The organism is Pseudomonas sp. SWRI77, assembly GCF_014269105.1.
Classification (GTDB): Bacteria; Pseudomonadota; Gammaproteobacteria; order Pseudomonadales; family Pseudomonadaceae; genus Aquipseudomonas; species Aquipseudomonas capeferrum.
In genome coordinates this window covers 46,336-66,595 of record NZ_JABWRV010000021.1, presented here as the reverse complement: position 1 = coordinate 66,595, position 20,260 = coordinate 46,336, and the positions used below count along the sequence as shown (strand labels likewise).

The window sequence follows — 20,260 nt, the reverse complement described above, 5'->3', positions numbered from 1 at the left end:
GCGTCGCGAAAGGGCCGCAAGGCGGCCCCCGGATTTAGGCGTCGCTGCGGATATCCCGGGGCCGCTATGCGGCCCTTTCGCGACGCAAGGCGGCTCCTACAAACATCAGGTTTGATTCGGTATCCCGAACAAGAATAGGAAAACCTGTTCGGTTTTTCGGATAAATTCCGGATACTCTGCCCCAGGGCGTGACTCAGGCCCAGCCAGCCAAACGGATTTGACAAAACCAGGTCCTGTTTCCATAGTGAGTCAACGCAAACGTTTGCGATCCGATAAAAAACACAAGATTCGGAGTCATCGTCCATGAAACTGCCGTTCCCCGGTCGTCTGCTGGCCCTCGCTGTCGTCTCCACCCTGTCCCTGGCCCTGCCGCTGTCTGAGGCCCACGCCGAAGAAAAACCCAAAGTCGCCCTGGTGATGAAGTCCCTGGCCAACGAATTCTTCCGCACCATGGAAGACGGCGCCAAGGATTATCAAAAAGCCCACGCCAGTGATTTCGACCTGGTCGCCAACGGCATCAAGAACGAAACCGACACCGGCGAGCAGATCCGCATCGTCGAGAACATGGTCAATTCGGGGGTCAAGGCGCTGGTGATTGCGCCGGCGGACTCCAAGGCCCTGGTTTCTGCGGTTAAAAAAGCCATGGACAAAGGCGTGGTGGTGATCAACATCGACAACCGCCTTGACCCCGAGTTGCTCAAGAGCAAAGGCATCAGCGTGCCCTTCGTCGGCCCCGACAACCGCAAGGGCGCACGCATGGTCGGTGACTACCTGGCCCAGCAAAAGCTCAAGGCCGGTGACCAGGTTGGCATCATCGAAGGCGTGTCGACCACCACCAACGCCCAGCAGCGCACGGCAGGCTTCAAGGATGCCATGGACGCTGCGCAGATGAAGATCGTCGCGGTGCAGTCCGGCAACTGGGAAATCGACAAAGGCAGCGCCGTCGCCGCCGCCATGCTCAACGAATACCCCGATCTCAAGGCCCTGCTGGCCGGTAACGACAGCATGGCCCTGGGCGCAGTGTCGGCGGTGCGTGCGGCAGGCAAGGCCGGCAAGGTACAAGTGGTCGGTTACGACAACATCAATGCCATCAAGCCGATGCTCGAGGATGGCCGCGTGCTCGCCACCCTCGACCAGGCCGCCAGCCAGCAGGCGGTGTTCGGTATCCAGGCGGCGCTGAAGATGATCAACGGCGAGAAGCCGGGCGTGGATGCCGACAACGTCATCCAGACCCCGGTCGAACTCATCACCCAGCCCTGATACCCGCCAGGAGAGAGGGCCATGCCTGCTACGGCAAATGAAGTGGTGCTCACCGCCAGCGGGCTGGGCAAGACCTACGCCCAGCCCGTGCTCGGTGACGTCTGCCTGAGCCTGCGGGCCGGTGAAGTGCTGGCCCTGACGGGCGAGAACGGCGCCGGCAAGAGCACCTTGTCCAAGCTCATCAGTGGCCTCGAAGTGCCCACCACCGGGCACATGACCTACCGCGGCCAGGCCTACGCACCCGGCAGCCGCAGCGAGGCGGAGCGCCTCGGTGTGCGCATGGTCATGCAGGAACTCAACCTGCTGGCGACGTTGACCGTGGCCGAAAACCTGTTCCTCGACAACCTGCCCAGCCGCTTCGGCTGGATCAGCCACAAGCGCCTGCGCCAACTGGCCACGGCGGCCATGGCCCAGGTCGGCCTGGACGCCATCGACCCGGACACGCCAGTCGGCGAGCTGGGCATCGGCCATCAGCAGATGGTCGAGATCGCCCGCAACCTGATCGGCGATTGCCACGTGCTGATCTTCGACGAACCCACTGCCATGCTAACCGCCCGCGAGGTGGAGCTGTTGTTCACCCAGATCGAGCGCCTGCGCCAGCGCGGCGTGGCCATCGTCTATATCTCCCATCGCCTTGAAGAACTGCAGCGCGTGGCGCAGCGGATTGTGGTGCTGCGCGACGGCAAGCTGGTGTGCGACGAACCGATCCAGCGTTACAGCAGCGCCGAGTTGGTCAACCTGATGGTCGGCCGCGAGCTGGGCGAACACATCGATCTGGGCCGCCGCGAGATTGGCGAGCCCTTGCTGCAGGTCGATCGGCTCAGCCGCGGCGACAAGGTGCGCGACGTGTCATTCCAGGTCAGGGCAGGGGAGATCTTCGGTATCTCCGGCCTGATCGGCGCCGGCCGCACCGAGCTGTTGCGCCTGATCTACGGTGCCGACCGCGCCGACAGCGGCAGCATCGCGCTGGGCCAGCCGCCACAGGCCGTGACGATCGACTCACCGAAGGCGGCGGTAAAAGCCGGCATCGCCCTGATTACCGAAGACCGCAAAGGCGAGGGCCTGCTGTTGACCCAGTCGATCAGCGCCAATATCGCCTTGGGCAACCTCGGCGCGGTATCGCGTGCCGGTGTGCTGGACGGCGCGGCAGAAAGGGCCCTGGCCGAGCGCCAGATTCAGGCCATGCGCATCCGCAGCGCCGGCCCGCACCAGGCCGTGGGTGAATTGTCGGGCGGCAACCAGCAAAAGGTGGTAATCGGCCGCTGGCTGGAGCGTGATTGCCAGGTGCTGCTGTTTGACGAGCCGACCCGAGGCATCGACGTCGGCGCCAAATTCGACATCTACGGCCTGCTGGCTGAGCTGGCGCGCCAGGGTAAGGCCCTGGTGGTGGTGTCCAGCGACCTGCGCGAACTGATGCTGATCTGCGACCGCATTGCCGTGCTGTCGGCCGGCCGCCTGATCGACACGTTCGAGCGTGACCACTGGAGCCAGGACCAGCTACTTGCCGCCGCCTTTGCCGGCTATCAGAAACGTGACGCACTGCTGCATGACGCAGCGCCCAGGACGGATGCATGAAAACCACCCCCCTCGACAGCCAAAGCGCCGCCCCCGTGCGCCGCACTGGCACGTATTTCGGCCTGGGCACCTACCTGGGCCTGGCCGGCGCCTTATTGGCGATGATCGTGCTGTTCTCGTTTCTCAGCAGCCACTTCTGGTCGTACGCCACCTTCAGCACCCTCGCCAATCAGATCCCCGACCTGATGGTACTGGCGGTCGGCATGACCTTCGTGCTGATTATCGGCGGCATCGACCTGTCGGTCGGCTCGGTGCTGGCGCTGGCGGCCTCCACGGTCAGCGTGGCCATTCTCGGCTGGGGCTGGGGCGTGCTGCCCTCGGCGTTGCTCGGCATGGCCGTGGCCGCCCTGGCTGGCAGCATCACCGGTGGCGTCACCGTGGCCTGGCGTATCCCGTCGTTCATTGTCTCGCTCGGCGTACTGGAGATGGCGCGCGGTCTGGCCTATCAGTTCACCGACTCGCGTACTGCCTATATCGGCGACGCCTACGCCTGGTTCTCCGACCCGGTCGCGTTCGGCATCTCGCCGGCCTTCATCATCGCCTTGCTGGTGATCGTGCTGGCGCACCTGGTGCTGACCCGTACGGTGTTCGGCCGCTACTTGATCGGTATCGGCACCAATGAAGAGGCCGTGCGCCTGGCCGGCATCGACCCGCGCCCCTACAAAGTGCTGGTGTTCGCCCTGATGGGCCTGCTAGCCGGCCTGGCAGCGCTGTTCCAGATCTCACGCCTGGAAGCCGCCGACCCCAACGCCGGGTCGGGCCTGGAGCTGCAGGTGATCGCCGCCGTGGTAATCGGTGGCACCAGCTTGATGGGTGGGCGCGGCTCGGTGATCAGTACCTTCTTTGGCGTGCTGATCATCTCGGTGCTGGCCGCAGGGCTTGCGCAGATCGGCGCGTCGGAACCCACCAAACGCATCATCACCGGGGCGGTGATCGTCATCGCCGTGGTGCTCGACACTTACCGTAGCCGGCGTGCAGGCCGGCGGAACTGAAAACATGGCAACCATTAAAGATGTCGCGGCACTGGCGGGTATTTCCTACACCACCGTGTCCCATGTACTGAACAAGACCCGCCCCGTCAGTGAACAGGTGCGCCTGAAGGTCGAGGCCGCCATCGTCGAACTCGACTACGTGCCCAGTGCCGTGGCGCGTTCGCTCAAGGCGCGCAGCACCGCCACCATCGGTTTGCTGGTGCCCAACAGCGTGAACCCGTATTTCGCCGAACTGGCACGAGGCATCGAAGACGCCTGCGAGCGTAACGGCTACTGCGTGATCCTGTGCAACTCCGACGACAACCCGCAAAAGCAGCGCAGCTACCTACGTGTGCTGCTGGAGAAACGCATCGACGGCCTGGTGGTGGCGTCCGTGGGCGAGGACAGCGACCTGCTGCACAGCCTGGCCTGCGTGCGCACGCCGATGGTCATCGTCGACCGTGAGCTGGATGGCGTCGACGCTGACCTGGTACGCATCGACCACGAGCACGGCGCCTACCTCGCCACCCGGCACCTGCTTGAGCTTGGCCATCGCGACATCGCCTACATCGGCGGCCCGTCCGAAACCGGCGTCAGCCAACTGCGCCTGGCCGGTTTCCGTCGCGCCATGGGCGAGGCGGGCGCAGCGGTGGGGGCGAGCCGCGTGCTGCATTGCGACTTCACCAGCCCGGGCGGCCACGGGGCGGCGGCACGGTTGCTGGATGGCAACCGGCCCACGGCGATTTTTGCCGGCAACGACATGATCGGCTTTGGCGTGCTGCGCGCTGCGGCCGAGCGCAATATCAACGTACCGGGCGAGCTGTCGGTGATCGGCTTCGATGACATCGAGCTCAGCCGCTACGTGTACCCGCCGCTGACCACCGTGGGCCAGTCGATCCGCGAGCTGGGCGAAAGCGCTGCTGCATTGCTGCTTTCACGCATCGCCACGCCCCGGCAAGGCTCGGCGGAGCAACGCATCGTTGCCCCGCGCATCGTGCAGCGCGAGTCCACCGGGCCACGCCCGGACCTGTTCAATGATTACCGCTAAGGAATTCCCATGCATGCCAAGGTAGTGGTGGTCGGTAGCCTCAACATGGACCTGGTGGCCCGCGCCCAGCGCCTGCCACGGGCCGGTGAGACCCTGCCCGGCGAGGCCTTTTTCACCGTGCCCGGCGGCAAGGGTGCCAACCAGGCGGTGGCGGTGGCGCGGCTGGGCGGCAGCGTGGCGATGATCGGCAACGTGGGCGACGACGCCTACGGCCAGCAACTGCGCAAGGCGCTGGAAGTAGAAGGTATCGACTGCCAGGCAGTGAGCGTGTGCGAAGGGGTTTCCAGTGGTGTGGCGCTGATCACCGTCGATGCCGCCAGCCAGAATTGCATCGTCATCATACCTGGCGGCAATGGTCTGCTGACACCGCAGGCGGTGCAGCGCTTCGACGCGCTGCTGCAAGCGGCCGAGGTCATCATCTGCCAGTTGGAGGTGCCGTACGACACCGTGGCCTGGACGTTGGCGAGGGGGCGTGAGCTGGGTAAGCAGGTCATTCTCAACCCGGCACCCGCCACCGGGCCGTTACCACCGGCATGGTTCGCCCATATCGATTACCTGGCCCCCAACGAAAGCGAGGCCGAAGCCCTGACCGGGATCGCCGTCAGCGACCAGGCCAGCGCCTGGCGCGCCGGCGAACGGCTGCTGCAACTGGGGGCTGGCAAAGTGATCATCACCCTCGGCGCCCAAGGCGCCTTGCTGGTGACCGAACAGGGCCATCGGCACTTTCCCGCGCCCAGCGTGCAACCGCTGGACACCACGGCGGCAGGCGACACCTTCATCGGTGGCTTTGCTGCCGCCCTGGTGCGTGGGTTGGAGGAGGGCGAGGCGATCGCGCTCGGCCAGCGCGCAGCGGCTTTGTCGGTCACTCGCGCCGGGGCGCAGCCGTCGATCCCTTACCTTGCGGAGCTGCAGCCATGAAGAAGACCGCGCTGCTCAATGTCGCCCTGTCACGGGTCATTGCGGGGTTGGGGCATGGCGATATTCTGGTGATCGGCGATGCCGGGTTGCCGGTGCCGCCGGGCGTCGAGCTGATCGACCTGGCGTTGACCCCGGGCATACCGGATTTCGCCAGTGTCTTGCGCGTGGTGCTGAGCGAGTTGCAGGTGGAGCGGCATGTGCTGGCCGAGGAAATGCAGAAAGTGGTGCCGCCCGGGCTGGTGGAAATCGAGCGCTTGCGCGGCAAGTTGGGCAAACGGGAATGGATGCCCCATGAAGATTTCAAAGTGCTCTCACGCAGCGCGCGGGCCGTGGTGCGCACGGGGGAGTGCCAGCCGTACAGCAACATTGCTTTGATCTCAGGCGTTACGTTCTGATCGCATCGCCGTGCCTACAAAAACCGGTAAATACCCCAAGGCAACAGGAGTGCCTCATGCTCAAACCCCTGCTACAAGGACTCACTTTCATGGCTGCAGCTGCCACCACCACCCTCCAGGCCGCCCCACGCGACCTGATCATCGACACCGACCCCGGCGCCGACGACGTGGTCGCGCTGTTCCTGGCCATGGCCTCGCCCGATGAGCTGAACATCCGCGCCATTACCACCGTGGCCGGCAACGTGCGCCTCGACAAAACCTCACGCAACGCCCGCCTGGCCCGCGAATGGGCTGGCCGCGAAGACATCCCCGTCTACGCCGGGGCAGGGCGCCCGCTGGTGCGCGCCCCCATTTACGCCGCCGACGTCCATGGCGAAGAAGGCCTGACCGGCGTTCCGGTGCATGAGCCGAAAAAGCCCCTGGCCCAGGGCAATGCCGTGCAGTACTTGGTCGACACCCTCGGCGCCGCCAAGCCCAACAGTATCACCATCGCCATGCTAGGCCCGCAGACCAACCTGGCTCTGGCACTCATCCAGCGCCCGGAAATCGCCAAAGGCATCAAAGAGGTGGTGGTCATGGGCGGCGCCCACTTCAATGGCGGCAACATCACCCCCGCCGCAGAATTCAACCTCTACGCCGACCCGCATGCCGCCGAGGTGGTGCTGGCCAGTGGTGTGCCGCTGACCTACCTGCCGCTGGATGTCACCCACAAACTGCTCACCAGCGAGGCACGCCTCAAGCAGCTTGCAGCGGTGAACAACCGGGCCAGCCAGCGGGTGGTGGACATTCTCAACGCCTACATTACCCATGACATGGACCTGTACGGCATGCCCGGCGGGCCGGTGCACGACGCCAGCGTCATTGCCTACCTACTGAAACCCGAACTGTTCAGCGGCCGGCGCATTCACTTGGCCATCGACAGCCGCGAAGGCCCGACCTTGGGGCAGACTGTCGCCGACTGGTATGGCGTGCTTAAACAGCCCGCCAACGTGATGTGGGTGGAGGAAGGTGACGCCCAGGGCGTGTTCGACCTGCTCAGCGCGCGCCTGGCTCGATTGCAATAGCCGGATGCGGTGCGAAGCGTTCGAGCACCTGGTCGATGAAGCTGCGCGCCGCTTCACTGCCGCGATCGCGTACCAGCAGGTCGATGGCAATCAGTAGCAACTCTTCCGGTGTGCTGGGGCTGTAGGCGCTCTGGCCCTCGGCCCATTTGACCTTGATATCGGCATCGATGCTGTGGCTGCTCATGAAAGGCTCTCACTGGGGGCCTGGGACGGAAGGGCGAACGCCGGACCCTGGTGTTCGCTGGAGGCACGGTGCGCTCCACTTTTTGCAGTAAATCATGCCGTTGCGTCAATGACTCTGCGACTTAAGAATAAAAAGCTTTGCGCAGCAAACCAAGCCCATTGTGCAAAATCCGGTCACGATTGCATTTCGCCTCCTTGGGCGTGTTCAGGCAGACTTGTGCGGTTTTGCAACAAACTATGCGCGCAGCTGTCGGATCAGACAGTGCCCAGATCGATTTTAGGAGGATTCATGTTCCGTACCCGTGCTTACCTGGCAACCCTGGCGATGGCTGCTGTCCTGGCTGGTTGCAGTACAGGTGGCAACTCTGGTGGTGGCGCCCCTGCCGCGCCAGCAGGCAACGACGGTCGTTGTGAGGCCAGCGGTGCCGATTTCGCCATCGGCAAGCCGGGCAGTGCAGAGCTTCTGGAGCAGGCGCGCAAGGCCAGTGGCTCGCAGATGGCACGTATCCTCAAGCCGCATGACGTGGTGACGCTGGAGTACCGCTCCGAGCGCCTGAACCTGAATGTGGACGAGCAAGGTGTGGTCACGCGCGTCAACTGTGGTTGAGCCTTTGCAAACCCCATAAAAAAACCCGCCACCAGGGCGGGTTTTTTTACAGCTACCCGAATTACTCCGGACGAACCTGTGCAGCCTGCATGCCCTTCTGGCCTTTTTCGGCTACGAAGGAAACAGTCTGGCCTTCTTTCAGGCTCTTGAAGCCGTCAGATTCGATGGCCTTGAAGTGTACGAACAGGTCGTCGCCGCCGCCTTGTGGGGTGATGAAGCCGAAGCCTTTCTCATCATTGAACCATTTAACGGTGCCGGTTTGGCGATTGGACATGGGGTGAATCTCCAGATTTGATTTTTTTCAGTAGTGCGATGTTGCCGAGGCTTCGAAGCACAGGACACATCATAGTCTAATTCTGCGCATCTAGCGCCTTTTACCTTCGCCAAATGTTGATCCAGCGCAAACACGGGGTGGCGAACCCCCCGGCTTTATGGTTTCAGCCCTTCATGCACGCTTGCTGCACGACCTTCTGTGCCTTCTGCATCAGGGCGGCGTCAACGCCGTCCTTGCTGTCCAGGTCCTTGATTTCCTCAGTGCTGAAGTTCTTTTCGATAGCGGTTGCGCCACAGGTGCAGTGCTGCTGCGCCGATTTGGCGTCCAGGCCCTGCCCGGTGGCGGCCTCGGTGCACTGGGTCATGTAGTTTTGCTTCGCGCCAGCCGGGAATTCACCCGCATTGGCGGCCACAGGTAGCAGCAGGGCGCCAGCAACGCTCAGGGCCAGAAGAGACGGAAATCTCATAACCAGACACTCCTTGGTTTAGGTCTCATCAAGAGTAGGATGCTTCCCAAAGTCTGATAGGGAATTTTCCGCGGAAGTTCACCCCTGCGGTGTAATTTCCAAATATTTCTGCATAGCGCCCAACCCCGCGTGCTAGCATGCTCGGCTTGCAGTCCCGCAGCCGCGGCCTGCAGCTATTTCTTACTTTCCAGTCACTCTGGTTCGCCCCTGGTAAGCCGAAAGGCTTCTGCCACTGTGAGGCAGGCTTTCTCTTGAGAAAGACAGCGCGGATCTTGTACTGGCTCATCCCAACCCACGTGACCTTTGGTAGGGGTCACCACTAGGAGAGGAGGCGCCATGCCCACTATTACTCTTCCCGATGGCAGTCAGCGTTCGTTTGATCACGCCGTATCCGTAGCCGAAGTCGCAGCCTCCATTGGTGCAGGCCTGGCCAAGGCCACCCTGGCCGGCAAGGTTGACGGCAAGCTGGTCGACGCTAGCGACCTGATCACTCACGACGCCACCCTGCAGATCATCACCCCTAAAGATGAAGAGGGACTGGAGATCATCCGTCACTCGTGCGCCCACCTGATCGGCCACGCGGTGAAGCAGCTGTACCCGACCGCCAAGATGGTGATCGGCCCAGTGATCGACGAAGGCTTCTATTACGACATCGCCTATGAGCGCCCCTTCACCCCAGAAGACATGGCCGCCATCGAAAAGCGCATGCTGCAGCTGATCGAGAAGGACTACGACGTCGTCAAGAAGATGACCCCGCGCGCCGAAGTCATCGACGTGTTCAAGGCCCGTGGCGAAGACTACAAGCTGCGCCTGGTCGAAGACATGCCGGACGAACAGGCCATGGGCCTGTACTACCACGAAGAATACGTCGACATGTGCCGCGGCCCGCACGTGCCGAACACGCGCTTCCTCAAGGCATTCAAGCTGACCAAGCTGTCCGGCGCCTACTGGCGCGGCGATGCCAAGAACGAGCAGCTGCAACGCGTCTACGGCACCGCCTGGGCTGACAAGAAGCAGCTGGCTGCTTATATCCAGCGCATCGAAGAAGCCGAAAAACGCGACCACCGCAAGATCGGCAAGCAGCTCGACCTCTTCCACCTGCAGGAAGAAGCCCCGGGCATGGTGTTCTGGCACCCGGACGGCTGGACCGTCTATCAGGTGCTCGAGCAGTACATGCGCAAGGTCCAGCGCGACAACAACTACCTCGAGATCAAGACCCCGCAGGTCGTTGACCGTATTCTCTGGGAGCGTTCCGGCCACTGGTCCAACTACGCCGAGAACATGTTCACCACTTCGTCGGAAAACCGCGACTACGCGGTCAAGCCGATGAACTGCCCGTGCCACGTGCAGGTGTTCAACCAGGGCCTGAAGTCGTACCGCGACCTGCCGATGCGCCTGGCCGAGTTCGGTGCCTGCCACCGTAACGAGCCGTCCGGCGCCCTGCACGGCATCATGCGTGTACGTGGCTTTACCCAGGACGACGCGCACATCTTCTGCACCGAAGACCAGGTAAAGAAAGAAGCCGCTGACTTCATCAAGCTGACCCTGGACGTCTACAAAGACTTCGGTTTCAGCGACATCGCCATGAAGCTGTCGACCCGCCCAGCCAAGCGTGTGGGCTCTGAAGAGCTGTGGGACCGTGCCGAAGGTGCACTGGCCGATGCCTTGAATGAATCGGGCCTGGAGTGGGAATATCAACCGGGCGAGGGCGCCTTCTACGGCCCGAAAATCGAATTCACCCTGCGCGACTGCCTCGGCCGTAACTGGCAGTGTGGTACCCTGCAGTACGATCCGAACCTCCCAGAGCGTCTGGATGCCAGCTACATCGCCGAAGATAACAGCCGTAAGCGCCCGGTCATGCTGCACCGCGCCATTCTCGGCTCGTTCGAACGCTTCATCGGCATGCTCATCGAGCACTACGCTGGCGTGTTCCCGGCTTGGCTGGCGCCGACCCAGGCGGTGATCATGAACATCACCGACAAACAGGCCGATTTCGCCCTTCAGGTAGAGAAATCTCTGAACGGTAGCGGTTTCCGTGCCAAGTCGGACTTGAGAAATGAGAAGATCGGCTTTAAAATCCGCGAGCATACTTTGCTCAAGGTCCCGTACCTTTTGGTTATAGGGGATCGCGAAGTCGAAACGCAAACCGTCGCTGTGCGTACTCGCGAAGGCGCAGACCTGGGCTCCATGCCCGTCGCGCAATTCGCTGAGCTGCTGACACAAGCGGTTTCCCGGCGTGGTCGCCAAGAATCGGAGTAATGACTATTAAGCGTGAAATGAGAAACGATAAACGTGCTGCACCGAAGGCCCCGATCAACGAGAATATCTCGGCTCAAGAGGTTCGCTTAATCGGTGCTGACGGTGAGCAGCTGGGCATCGTCTCGATCCACGAAGCGCTTCGTATCGCTGAAGAAGCGAAGCTGGATCTGGTAGAAATTTCTGCCGACGCCGTACCTCCTGTCTGCAAGGTCCTCGACTACGGCAAAAGCCTCTTCGAGAAGAAAAAGCAGCAGGCTGCGGCGAAGAAGAACCAGAAGATCATCCAGATCAAAGAAATCAAGTTTCGTCCAGGGACGGAGGATGGGGATTACCAGGTAAAACTACGCAACCTGGTACGTTTCCTTACCGATGGGGACAAGGCCAAGATCTCTCTGAGATTCCGTGGTCGTGAGATGGCCCACCAGGAGCTGGGCATGGAGCTGTTGAAGCGGGTCGAAGCTGACCTCGCCGAATACGGCACCGTTGAGCAGCATCCTAAGATGGAAGGACGCCAGCTTATGATGGTCATCGCCCCCAAGAAAAAGAAGTAATCTCCCGGGCACGGCAGGCCTGATGATTATGTGTAATTTTATCGAATGCGGAGTTCCAACATGCCAAAAATGAAAACCAAAAGCGGTGCTGCGAAGCGTTTCCTGAAAACGGCTACCGGCTTCAAGCACAAGCACGCTTTCAAGAGCCACATCCTGACCAAAATGTCGACCAAGCGTAAGCGTCAACTGCGTGGTAGCAGCATGCTGCACCCGTCTGACGTCGCGAAAGTCGCGCGCATGCTGCGCGTTCGTTAATTCTGGTCAAAGATAGAGGAAGTTACTCATGGCTCGTGTAAAGCGCGGCGTTATCGCTCGTAAGCGTCACAAAAAAATTCTGAAACTGGCTAAAGGTTACTACGGTGCACGTTCGCGCGTATTCCGTGTTGCCAAGCAGGCTGTCATCAAGGCCGGTCAATACGCCTACCGTGACCGTCGCCAGAAGAAGCGTCAGTTCCGCGCACTGTGGATCGCTCGTATCAACGCTGGTGCACGCAACAACGGTCTGTCTTACAGCCGTCTGATTGCTGGCCTGAAAAAAGCGTCGATCGAAATCGACCGTAAGGTTCTGGCCGATCTGGCAGTGAACGAAAAAGCGGCGTTTGCTGCGATTGTCGAGAAAGCTAAAGCCGTTCTGGCTTAAGTACCCGCGACAATCACCCGGCGGCGCTTGCGCCGTCGGGCATTGAACGTCATCGATAGGGGAAGAGCCTTCAAAGCTCTTCCCCTATTTTCGTATCTGGAGTCTGTACATGGAAAACCTGGATGCGCTGGTCTCCCAAGCCCTTGAGGCCGTAGAGCGCGCTGAAGACATCAATGCCCTGGAACAGATCCGGGTTCAATATCTCGGCAAGAAAGGCGAGCTGACCCAGGTGATGAAGACCCTGGGCAACCTGCCAGCCGAAGAGCGGCCGAAAGTCGGTGCGCTGATCAACGACGCCAAGGAACGCGTCACCGTGGTGCTCAACGCACGCAAGGCCGCCTTTGAAGAAGCCGAGCTCAGCGCTCGCCTGGCTGCCGAATGCATTGACGTCACCCTGCCAGGCCGTGGCCAGACCACCGGTGGCTTGCACCCGATTACCCGTACACTCGAGCGCATCGAGCAGTTCTTCACCCACATCGGCTACGGCATCGCCGAAGGCCCAGAGGTCGAAGACGACTACCACAACTTCGAAGCGCTCAATATCCCCGGCCATCACCCGGCCCGGGCGATGCACGACACCTTCTATTTCAATGCCAACATGCTGCTGCGCACCCACACCTCGCCGGTGCAAGTGCGGACCATGGAGTCCACCCAGCCGCCCATCCGCATTGTCTGCCCGGGCCGCGTCTACCGCTGCGACTCGGATATCACCCACTCGCCGATGTTCCACCAGGTCGAAGGCCTGCTGATCGATCGCGATATCAACTTTGCCGACCTCAAGGGCACCATCGAAGAATTCCTGCGCGTGTTCTTCGAAAAAGAACTGGCCGTGCGCTTCCGCCCGTCGTTCTTCCCCTTCACCGAGCCGTCCGCCGAAGTCGATATCCAGTGCGTGATGTGTTCCGGCAACGGCTGCCGCGTGTGCAAGCAGACCGGCTGGCTCGAAGTCATGGGCTGCGGCATGGTCCACCCGAACGTGCTGCGCATGTCCGGCATCGACCCTGAAGAGTTCCAGGGCTTCGCCTTCGGCATGGGCGCCGAGCGCCTGGCCATGCTGCGCTATGGCGTCAACGATTTGCGTCTGTTCTTCGACAACGACCTGCGCTTCCTCGCGCAATTCCGCTAGGTCAATGCCCGACGCAACTTTCAGGAGAACAGCATGAAATTCAGTGAACAGTGGCTGCGCGGTTGGGTAAACCCGCAAGTCTCCCGTGACGAACTGGTCGCCCGCCTGTCCATGGCCGGCCTTGAAGTCGACAGCGTGACCCCCGCTGCCGGCCAGTTCAGCGGCATCGTCGTGGGCGAAATCCTCGCCACCGAACAACACCCGGACGCCGACAAACTGCGCGTCTGCCAGGTCAGCAACGGCCAGGAAACCTTCCAGGTGGTGTGCGGCGCCCCCAATGCGCGCCCGGGCATCAAGATCCCGTTTGCCATGATCGGCGCCGAACTGCCAGGCGACTTCAAGATCAAGAAGGCCAAGCTGCGCGGCGTCGAGTCGTTCGGCATGCTGTGCTCGGCGGCTGAGCTGCAGATCAGCGAAGAAAACGACGGCCTGCTCGAACTGGCTGCCGATGCCCCGGTTGGCCAGGACATACGCCAGTACCTGAGCCTGGACGATGCCAGCATCGAAATCGGCCTGACCCCAAACCGCGGTGACTGCCTGTCCCTGGCCGGCCTGGCCCGCGACGTCAGCGCGCTGTACAACGTCCCGGTCACCCGCCCGGTAGTGCCAGCCGTGCCGGCTGCCCACGATGAAGTGCGCCCGGTCGAAGTGTCCGCCCCGGCTGCCTGCCCACGCTACCTGGGCCGCGTCATCCGCAACGTCGACCTGTCCAGGCCGACCCCGCTGTGGATGGTCGAACGCCTGCGCCGCAGTGACGTGCGCAGCATCGATGCCGCCGTCGACATCACCAACTACGTGATGCTCGAACTCGGTCAGCCGATGCACGCCTTCGACCTTGCCGAAATCAACGGCGGCATCCGCGTGCGCATGGCCGAAGAGGGCGAGAAGCTCGTCCTGCTCGACGGCCAGGAAGTTGCCCTGCGCGCCGACACCCTGGTTATCGCCGACCACACTCGCGCCCTGGCCATTGCCGGCGTGATGGGTGGCGAGCACAGCGGCGTCAATACCGAGAAAACCCGCGACCTGTTCCTCGAAAGCGCCTTCTTCGAGCCGATCTCCGTTGCCGGCAAGGCCCGTTCCTACGGCCTGCACACCGACGCCTCGCACCGCTACGAGCGCGGCGTCGACTCGCAGCTGGCCCGCGAAGCCATGGAACGCGCCACCGCGCTGATCCTGGAAACGGTCGGCGGCGAAGCCGGCCCGATCGTCGAGGCCGTCAGCGAGCAGCACCTGCCGCAGGTCGCCCCGGTGACCCTGCGCGCCGAACGCATCACCCAGATGCTCGGCATGCAGATGGACCCAGCCCAGGTCGAGCAACTGCTCAACGCCCTGGAGCTGACCACCACGGCCAATGGGGAAGGGCAGTGGACCGTCAACGTCCCAAGCCACCGCTTCGACATCAGCCTGGAAGTCGACCTGATCGAAGAGCTGGCCCGCCTGTACGGCTACAACAACCTCCCGGTCCGCTACCCACAAGCGCGCCTCGCGCCCCAGGGCAAGCCGGAAACCCGCGGTGACCTGCCGAACCTGCGCCGCCTGCTGGTTGCCCGTGGCTACCAGGAAGCCATCACCTACAGCTTCATCGACCCGAAACTGTTCGAGCTGTTCAGCCCTGGCGTCGAGCCACTGCTGCTGGCCAACCCGATCTCCAACGACATGGCCGCCATGCGCGCGTCCCTGTGGCCGGGCCTGGTCAAGGCGCTGCAGCACAACCTCAACCGCCAGCAAGACCGCGTCCGCCTGTTCGAAAGCGGCCTGCGCTTCGTCGGCCAGCTCGGTAACCTCGAGCAGCAGCCGATGATCGCCGGCGTCGTCACCGGCAGCCGCCTGCCAGAAGGCTGGGCGAACGGCCGCGACGGCATCGACTTCTTCGACGTCAAAGCCGACGTCGAAGCCCTGCTGGGCTATTCCGGCGCCCTGAGCGACTTCACCTTCAGCGCCGGCAAACACCCCGCCCTGCACCCAGGCCAGACCGCCCTCATCGAGCGCGACGGCAAGCCAGTCGGTTACCTCGGCGCCATCCACCCGGAGCTTGCCAAAGCCCTGGACCTGGACCGCCCAGTGTTCCTGTTCGAGCTGGTGTTGGGCGAAGTGGTCGAAGGCCGCCTGCCAAAGTTCAGCGAACTGTCCAAGTTCCCAGAAACCCGTCGTGACCTGGCCTTGATCGCAGGACGTGATGTAGCTTCTAGCGCGGTGCTTGAATTAATTCGTGACAATGCAGGCGAATGGCTCACAGACCTCAGGCTGTTTGATGTCTACCAAGGTAAAGGCATTGATCCTGATAGAAAAAGCCTGGCCGTCGGCTTGACCTGGCAGCATCCATCGCGCACTCTTAACGACGATGAGGTGAACACTACCCTGCAAAACATCCTCACCTCGCTTGAACAAAGGTTGAACACCACGTTAAGGAAATAACGGCATGGGTGCTCTGACGAAAGCTGAGATGGCCGAAAGGCTGTACGAGGAGCTGGGGCTTAACAAGCGTGAGGCCAAGGAGTTGGTCGAGCTGTTTTTCGAAGAAATTCGGCACGCACTTGAAGAGAACGAGCAGGTCAAGCTGTCCGGTTTCGGCAACTTTGACCTTCGCGACAAACGCCAGCGGCCGGGCCGCAACCCCAAGACTGGGGAAGAGATCCCGATCACCGCTCGCCGCGTCGTCACCTTTCGTCCAGGGCAGAAGTTGAAGGCCCGGGTTGAGGCCTATGCTGGAACCAAGCCATAACGACGAACTGCCCCCCATACCGGGCAAGCGCTACTTCACCATTGGTGAAGTGAGCGAGCTTTGTGCGGTAAAACCGCACGTGCTGCGGTATTGGGAGCAGGAGTTCCCTCAGCTGAACCCTGTGAAGCGGCGGGGGAATCGGCGGTATTACCAGCGCCAGGATGTGCTGATGATCCGCCAGATTCGGGCGCTGCTTTATGATCAGGGGTTCACCATTGGCGGGGCGCGGTTAAGGCTCTCCAGTGATGAGTTGAAGGATGAGTCAAGCCAGTACAAGCAGCTGATTCGGCAGATGATTGTTGAGTTGGAGGATGTGTTGGTGGTGTTGAAGAAGTGATCTGCTCCGACGAATGGAAATTTTTTGAGAAAAAGCTTTCATTTATCAAAAGGTTAGGGTAGATTCTTCATCGTTCTCAGCAGTATCGAGAATAGAGTCGGGGCGTAGCGCAGCCCGGTAGCGCACTTGCATGGGGTGCAAGGGGTCGAGTGTTCGAATCACTCCGTCCCGACCAATAATCCCAATGACTTAGCCACCTACGGGTGGCTTTTTCATTTCTGCGTGTGGGGACTTTTTCGGGACATCATCCGATTTTCCTCTTCAGTATTGTCAGCACCGGCCCACGCGAGTCCGTTGTTGATACCATGTTCGCAGCCTCAATCAGCTTTCCCAGCTCAGCGCCGGAGTAGTGGCTGGTGATGCTGCCGTTCTTGTGCCCGAGCAGTGACTTCCGATCCTCTTCAGTAACGCCTGCTGCCCGCAGTCGTCGACCGAAGGTGTGCTTCAAGTCGTGAATCCTGATCGAGGCATATCCAGGGTGACCGGGGCGAAGGTTTTCCTCCTGCCAGAGTTTCGCCGCTCTCACCCGCGCCTTCTTCCATGCCGAGTCGTTCATCCGGTGCATCGCGGTGCCGTTGTATGGGAATACCCATTCCTTGCTGATCCCGCGCTGCCTTTCAATAATCGACTTGGCCACGTTGTTCAGCACCACCAGACGCTCGTCGCCATTTTTTACGCCCGACCGGGCGTGTATCCCGCCGAAGTCAGCAGGGATCAGGAAAACACTGGTTCCCAGTTCCGGCACCGATATCTCCCAATCCCACCTCAGCTTGCACACTTCTTGCTCCCGGCAGCCCGTGTTTACCTTGAACAGGGCCATCGTTTGCAGGTGGCCCGGTAACTCGTTGAAGAGGATCGACTGCTCTTCCCATGACATTGGGTAGGGCTTACGGCTCGACTTCTTCTCTTCGAGCTTCCTCAGCATGGGCACACTGTCCAGCCATGGCCGGCGGTCATCGTCTCGCCACTTCCTGGCGCAGAGCGTCAAAACCCGGACCGCGCGCTCGATGGCGATGTTGATCGTCCGGTTGCTCACGGCCTTTTCAATGGCCCCATCCGGCAGAACCTTTTCTGTCTGCCGATCCCTGATAAACGGCTCCAGCGCCTGGTCATCGATGTGCGTCAGCGGCAGGTGGCCCAGGTAAGGGTGAAGCTGCTTCATGCACAAGGCAGTCAGGTGAATGGAGGGCTGATCCTTGATCTCAAGGAGGTAGCGCATTGCCGCTTCCTCGAATGTCCGTATCTGCCGTACGCCGTACACCTTCTGCTGTCGCAGTTTTTCCAGCTTATGGATCAGGTACTGCTCTGCCTCTTCCCGGTCACCAGTTCCAGTACTTTCTCGAATTCGCTCCCCTTTGTAGACTTTGTCGATTTGCCAGACACCGCCCTTCTCGTAGAGGCCGGTGATCGTTTTTCGCGCCATGTATCATCTCCTCGGCGCTCGCTGCGGGGCCGATTGTTGTCCTGTCCGGTGGCTTTTTCAATTGCCCTGGCTTCGATGTAGGCGTCAGCCCACTCGTCGAGCTCCTGGCGGTCGAAGGCTACGCCCTGTTTTCCGATAGGGAATTCACGCACGTTCGGCCTGACCGTCTTGTTGAACTCATCCCGACACATGCCGAGATACCCAGGCGCATCGCCAAACCGGATGAACCGCGGCTGAATGCTTGAAGGCTTTGCTGCTGTGGCATTCGCCATGTAGATCTCCACGCCGCCGGTGGCGGCAGGTTGGTGGTCAGGCTGCCGGTGCAGGCTCGACGCGGTAGTACTCGGTTGCCCGGCAACGCGGGCAAACCATGGTGCTGAGGCCTTCTGCCCACTTGCATGGGGCTGGAACGCGCTCGCTCTCTTTATGCTTGTTGCGGCACCGGCAGCACTTCACGGTGATATCGAACATAGAGAATCCTCGCCCGCGCATGTCGGCGGGCTTGCGTTGTATAGGGAGGGGTTAGGCGCGGTTTCCGCGCTTGCAGAACCTGTCGAGGGCGTCACAGATGAGCGGGTTTTCGTACCAGTCTTCGATCTCGCGCTGCTCATTGCGGTCGCGAAAGAAGGTGGGCCCGAGGTAGTTGTGCCAGCTCATGAACACCCTGGTGCCGTCGGCCAGAGGCAGGCGGTAGAACGGCGAGTGGCAGACAAAACCGTGCTTGATGCGGATGCAGGTCATCGCGGACCCCTGTAGATCAGGTAGGCCATGTACATCAGGGGTAGGGTCATAGAAGATGTCCTCCGGCATCCAGCAGGGCGTCTCGATCTTGCCGAAGCTGATCGCGCTCTCTGATCAGGGCCTTGATTGCGGTTGAAATATTGCGGTGCCCCAGCTCGATGGTGATGGCAACGCATATAATGCGTTAGGGATCACCTCAGCCCGGCTTTTGGCCGAGCCAAACCCGCCTGGAACGGCACCACGCCGGACGGGCTATCACTCAGGGAAATGAGAACAATGAAGACCGCTATCAAGGCCGGTATCGCAGGCGCGGTGCTGGTAGTAGTGGGCGCAGCCCACGCCGAGCTGCACGGGGAGGAAGCAGAGAATGCAGCACGGGATGCAGCGGTGCGTCAGTACGCGGCGAAGCTGGAGGCCGATTGGCAGCAGTGCTTGAGGAAGCCGGAGACCAAAACCACCCATGATTCAGGTCTTTGCGCATATGCAATGTGGGAGGCGGCTAAGGATGCGGTGAAAGAGAAGTACCAGAAGGCTCTTGCCAGCGCACAGGAGCACGTCGACAAAGGGAGGCTCCCGAAAAATGTACCGGCCATGATGCCCCCGGCGCAGGCAGCGTGGGAGCAGTTCGTAGAGGCAGATTGCGGTGTGGTAGGTGCTCTCATCACTGGGACCGCGAGCGCTACCTATCAGATAGTGTGCGAGTACAAGCACCAGATACAACGTCTCCACGACCTGGACCAATGGTGATTTTGATGGTGATTGATAGGCGCAGGTCGTCGTAGTCAGGCCGGTCGCCCGATTTCGCCGCCTCGATGATTTCTCCGAAAGTTTTCATGGCTTGTTTCCAGCGGCCAGGGCCTCAGCCTTCAGTGAGGCGTACGCCACGCCATCCAACGCGCTGTCCTCGTGGTATTTGTCGGGGTTCTGCCACTGGCGCACGTCCTTGACGATCTGCATCAGCAGCCAGCCTTCTGCTTCGGTGAGATCGCGGCCGGTTTTGGCGTTGAAGGCTTGGACCGTCTTCACCATGCTGCGAGTGCCGTCCGGTGCGTCGTACTGCTTGCCGCGCTCGGCCTGTACGTCGATGGCGGTCTGCAGGAAGTAGGTGGACGTCTTTGCTTCGATCAGGTCGGTCATGGCTGCACCTCGGGAAGCTCTGGGAATGAGGCTTCAGCTTCGGTGCGGAACTTGATATCGCTGGAGTCACCGTGGCGACCTTCCGACCAGGTGATTCGCTTGCCGCAGTAGCAGCCGGTCACCTGGGCCAGGTCGAAGTTCTGCCGAAACTCCATGGAAATACCGGTCATGCCGTGCTGGCGCGCCAGGGCGACCACAGCCTGCGCAAATTCAACATCTTGATCAGTTACTGCGCTCACAGCTGATACCTCTCATCAATCCAGCGCCCAGGCGCCAGAGCGGGTGTAGGTTCGGGTTGGGTTTCGTGCGGGGAGAGCTGGCGCTCGTTGCCGGCCCGGAGCTGGCTGTCGGGGATGCAACTGATCCCGACGCCGTTGAGGGTGTAGCAGGTGACGCCGCGCTTGCTGTCGTGCTGCACGTCGATGACGTTCTCGGTTGCGCTGGCGCCGGTGGTCAGCAGCAGGAGGCAGAGGGGAAGGCGGGTCATGGCGCCACCTCAGCAGCCTCGGGGATTTCCTCGAACGTGTAGGTCTTGATGACACGCTTCTGCACGCCTGTGACCT

The 20,260-nt window shown here is 61.4% G+C and carries 26 protein-coding genes and 1 tRNA gene; 18 read left to right on the top strand and 9 right to left on the bottom strand.

What is annotated here, in order from left to right; all coding sequences use genetic code 11:
- The first annotated feature begins 303 nt into the window (after positions 1-303).
- From HU766_RS19385 to HU766_RS19355, 7 genes are read left to right on the top strand one after another with little or no spacing between them, the layout of a single operon-like run.
- The gene (locus tag HU766_RS19385) at positions 304-1,260 is read left to right on the top strand and encodes a sugar ABC transporter substrate-binding protein (RefSeq protein WP_186659820.1); all 957 of its coding nucleotides are present in this window, start codon (positions 304-306) and stop codon (positions 1,258-1,260) included.
- A gap of 21 nt (positions 1,261-1,281) precedes the next feature.
- The gene (locus tag HU766_RS19380) at positions 1,282-2,835 is read left to right on the top strand and encodes a sugar ABC transporter ATP-binding protein (RefSeq protein ID WP_186659818.1); all 1,554 of its coding nucleotides are present in this window, start codon (positions 1,282-1,284) and stop codon (positions 2,833-2,835) included.
- A complete protein-coding gene (locus HU766_RS19375) occupies positions 2,832-3,827 on the top strand; it encodes an ABC transporter permease (RefSeq protein WP_033696936.1) in 996 nt (331 codons plus the stop codon). The genes HU766_RS19380 and HU766_RS19375 overlap by 4 nt, the downstream gene beginning before the upstream one ends.
- Positions 3,828-3,831: 4 nt before the next feature.
- Entirely contained in the window at positions 3,832-4,854 is a 1,023-nt protein-coding gene (locus HU766_RS19370) for a LacI family DNA-binding transcriptional regulator (protein WP_186659816.1), read from the top strand.
- Positions 4,855-4,863: 9 nt separating this feature from the next.
- Positions 4,864-5,772, top strand: coding sequence for a ribokinase (gene rbsK, locus HU766_RS19365; protein ID WP_186659814.1), 909 nt, complete (start codon positions 4,864-4,866; stop codon positions 5,770-5,772).
- Complete coding sequence (rbsD, locus tag HU766_RS19360) at positions 5,769-6,167, top strand: D-ribose pyranase (protein WP_033696939.1); 399 nt, start codon at positions 5,769-5,771, stop codon at positions 6,165-6,167. The genes rbsK and rbsD overlap by 4 nt, the downstream gene beginning before the upstream one ends.
- Positions 6,168-6,223: 56 nt before the next feature.
- Positions 6,224-7,231: a nucleoside hydrolase gene (locus tag HU766_RS19355; protein ID WP_186659812.1), complete on the top strand. Its 1,008-nt coding sequence runs from the start codon at positions 6,224-6,226 to the stop codon at positions 7,229-7,231.
- Here the strand turns inward: HU766_RS19355 and HU766_RS19350 are convergent.
- Positions 7,203-7,415: a hypothetical protein gene (locus HU766_RS19350; protein ID WP_033696941.1), complete on the bottom strand. Its 213-nt coding sequence runs from the start codon at positions 7,413-7,415 to the stop codon at positions 7,203-7,205. The two genes, HU766_RS19355 and HU766_RS19350, sit on opposite strands and share 29 nt — an antisense overlap.
- Before the next feature lie 288 nt (positions 7,416-7,703).
- On the opposite strand from HU766_RS19350, the gene HU766_RS19345 reads away from it, so the two are divergent.
- Positions 7,704-8,021, top strand: a complete 318-nt coding sequence (locus HU766_RS19345; RefSeq protein ID WP_186659810.1) for an I78 family peptidase inhibitor — start codon at positions 7,704-7,706, stop codon at positions 8,019-8,021.
- A gap of 61 nt (positions 8,022-8,082) precedes the next feature.
- On the opposite strand, the gene HU766_RS19340 is transcribed toward HU766_RS19345, so the two are convergent.
- Together HU766_RS19340 and HU766_RS19335 are read right to left on the bottom strand one after the other, a co-directional pair.
- The gene (locus HU766_RS19340; RefSeq protein ID WP_003179963.1) at positions 8,083-8,295 is read right to left on the bottom strand and encodes a cold-shock protein; all 213 of its coding nucleotides are present in this window, start codon (positions 8,293-8,295) and stop codon (positions 8,083-8,085) included.
- Between the two features lie 163 nt (positions 8,296-8,458).
- The gene (locus HU766_RS19335) at positions 8,459-8,761 is read right to left on the bottom strand and encodes a hypothetical protein (protein WP_033696944.1); all 303 of its coding nucleotides are present in this window, start codon (positions 8,759-8,761) and stop codon (positions 8,459-8,461) included.
- A gap of 336 nt (positions 8,762-9,097) precedes the next feature.
- Between HU766_RS19335 and thrS the strand changes: the two genes are divergently transcribed.
- From thrS to HU766_RS19290, 9 genes are all read left to right on the top strand, one after another.
- Positions 9,098-11,020: a threonine--tRNA ligase gene (thrS, locus tag HU766_RS19330; protein WP_033696945.1), complete on the top strand. Its 1,923-nt coding sequence runs from the start codon at positions 9,098-9,100 to the stop codon at positions 11,018-11,020.
- Positions 11,020-11,571 (top strand): translation initiation factor IF-3, encoded by a 552-nt coding sequence (gene infC / locus HU766_RS19325; protein ID WP_177326478.1) that lies wholly within the window; start codon positions 11,020-11,022, stop codon positions 11,569-11,571. The genes thrS and infC overlap by 1 nt, the downstream gene beginning before the upstream one ends.
- Positions 11,572-11,631: 60 nt before the next feature.
- A complete protein-coding gene (gene rpmI, locus HU766_RS19320) occupies positions 11,632-11,826 on the top strand; it encodes a 50S ribosomal protein L35 (RefSeq protein WP_028696462.1) in 195 nt (64 codons plus the stop codon).
- Between the two features lie 28 nt (positions 11,827-11,854).
- Positions 11,855-12,211, top strand: a complete 357-nt coding sequence (gene rplT, locus HU766_RS19315; protein WP_009394046.1) for a 50S ribosomal protein L20 — start codon at positions 11,855-11,857, stop codon at positions 12,209-12,211.
- A gap of 109 nt (positions 12,212-12,320) precedes the next feature.
- Positions 12,321-13,337, top strand: a complete 1,017-nt coding sequence (gene pheS / locus HU766_RS19310) for a phenylalanine--tRNA ligase subunit alpha (RefSeq protein ID WP_047581971.1) — start codon at positions 12,321-12,323, stop codon at positions 13,335-13,337.
- 33 nt (positions 13,338-13,370) lie between these two features.
- Positions 13,371-15,752, top strand: coding sequence for a phenylalanine--tRNA ligase subunit beta (pheT, locus tag HU766_RS19305; RefSeq protein WP_186659808.1), 2,382 nt, complete (start codon positions 13,371-13,373; stop codon positions 15,750-15,752).
- Positions 15,753-15,756: 4 nt separating this feature from the next.
- Positions 15,757-16,059 carry an integration host factor subunit alpha gene (gene ihfA / locus HU766_RS19300; RefSeq protein WP_003250679.1) on the top strand — a complete coding sequence of 101 codons (303 nt, stop codon included), beginning with the start codon at positions 15,757-15,759 and terminating at the stop codon, positions 16,057-16,059.
- Positions 16,040-16,396 (top strand): MerR family transcriptional regulator, encoded by a 357-nt coding sequence (locus HU766_RS19295; protein WP_186659806.1) that lies wholly within the window; start codon positions 16,040-16,042, stop codon positions 16,394-16,396. Before ihfA ends, HU766_RS19295 begins: the two co-directional genes overlap by 20 nt.
- A 98-nt stretch (positions 16,397-16,494) precedes the next feature.
- Positions 16,495-16,571: transfer RNA gene (locus tag HU766_RS19290), tRNA-Pro, on the top strand.
- Between the two features lie 69 nt (positions 16,572-16,640).
- Here HU766_RS19290 and HU766_RS19285 read toward each other — a convergent pair.
- From HU766_RS19285 to HU766_RS19280, 3 genes are all read right to left on the bottom strand, one after another.
- Positions 16,641-17,768 carry a tyrosine-type recombinase/integrase gene (locus tag HU766_RS19285; protein ID WP_346656696.1) on the bottom strand — a complete coding sequence of 376 codons (1,128 nt, stop codon included), beginning with the start codon at positions 17,766-17,768 and terminating at the stop codon, positions 16,641-16,643.
- A complete protein-coding gene (locus HU766_RS26590; protein ID WP_238347530.1) occupies positions 17,690-18,091 on the bottom strand; it encodes a hypothetical protein in 402 nt (133 codons plus the stop codon). The genes HU766_RS19285 and HU766_RS26590 overlap by 79 nt, the downstream gene beginning before the upstream one ends.
- 250 nt (positions 18,092-18,341) lie before the next feature.
- A complete protein-coding gene (locus tag HU766_RS19280; protein ID WP_186659802.1) occupies positions 18,342-18,560 on the bottom strand; it encodes a hypothetical protein in 219 nt (72 codons plus the stop codon).
- Between the two features lie 276 nt (positions 18,561-18,836).
- Between HU766_RS19280 and HU766_RS19275 the strand changes: the two genes are divergently transcribed.
- On the top strand, positions 18,837-19,307 hold the full coding sequence (locus HU766_RS19275) for a lysozyme inhibitor LprI family protein (RefSeq protein WP_186659800.1): 471 nt from the start codon (positions 18,837-18,839) through the stop codon (positions 19,305-19,307).
- A gap of 84 nt (positions 19,308-19,391) precedes the next feature.
- Here the strand turns inward: HU766_RS19275 and HU766_RS19270 are convergent, their stop codons facing one another.
- The 3 genes from HU766_RS19270 to HU766_RS19260 are packed head-to-tail and all read right to left on the bottom strand — an operon-like array spanning position 19,392 to position 20,184.
- On the bottom strand, positions 19,392-19,697 hold the full coding sequence (locus HU766_RS19270; protein ID WP_238338636.1) for a hypothetical protein: 306 nt from the start codon (positions 19,695-19,697) through the stop codon (positions 19,392-19,394).
- The gene (locus HU766_RS19265; RefSeq protein WP_047583051.1) at positions 19,694-19,936 is read right to left on the bottom strand and encodes a hypothetical protein; all 243 of its coding nucleotides are present in this window, start codon (positions 19,934-19,936) and stop codon (positions 19,694-19,696) included. The genes HU766_RS19270 and HU766_RS19265 overlap by 4 nt, the downstream gene beginning before the upstream one ends.
- Positions 19,933-20,184 (bottom strand): hypothetical protein, encoded by a 252-nt coding sequence (locus tag HU766_RS19260; RefSeq protein ID WP_186659798.1) that lies wholly within the window; start codon positions 20,182-20,184, stop codon positions 19,933-19,935. The genes HU766_RS19265 and HU766_RS19260 overlap by 4 nt, the downstream gene beginning before the upstream one ends.
- Positions 20,185-20,260 lie beyond the last annotated feature (76 nt).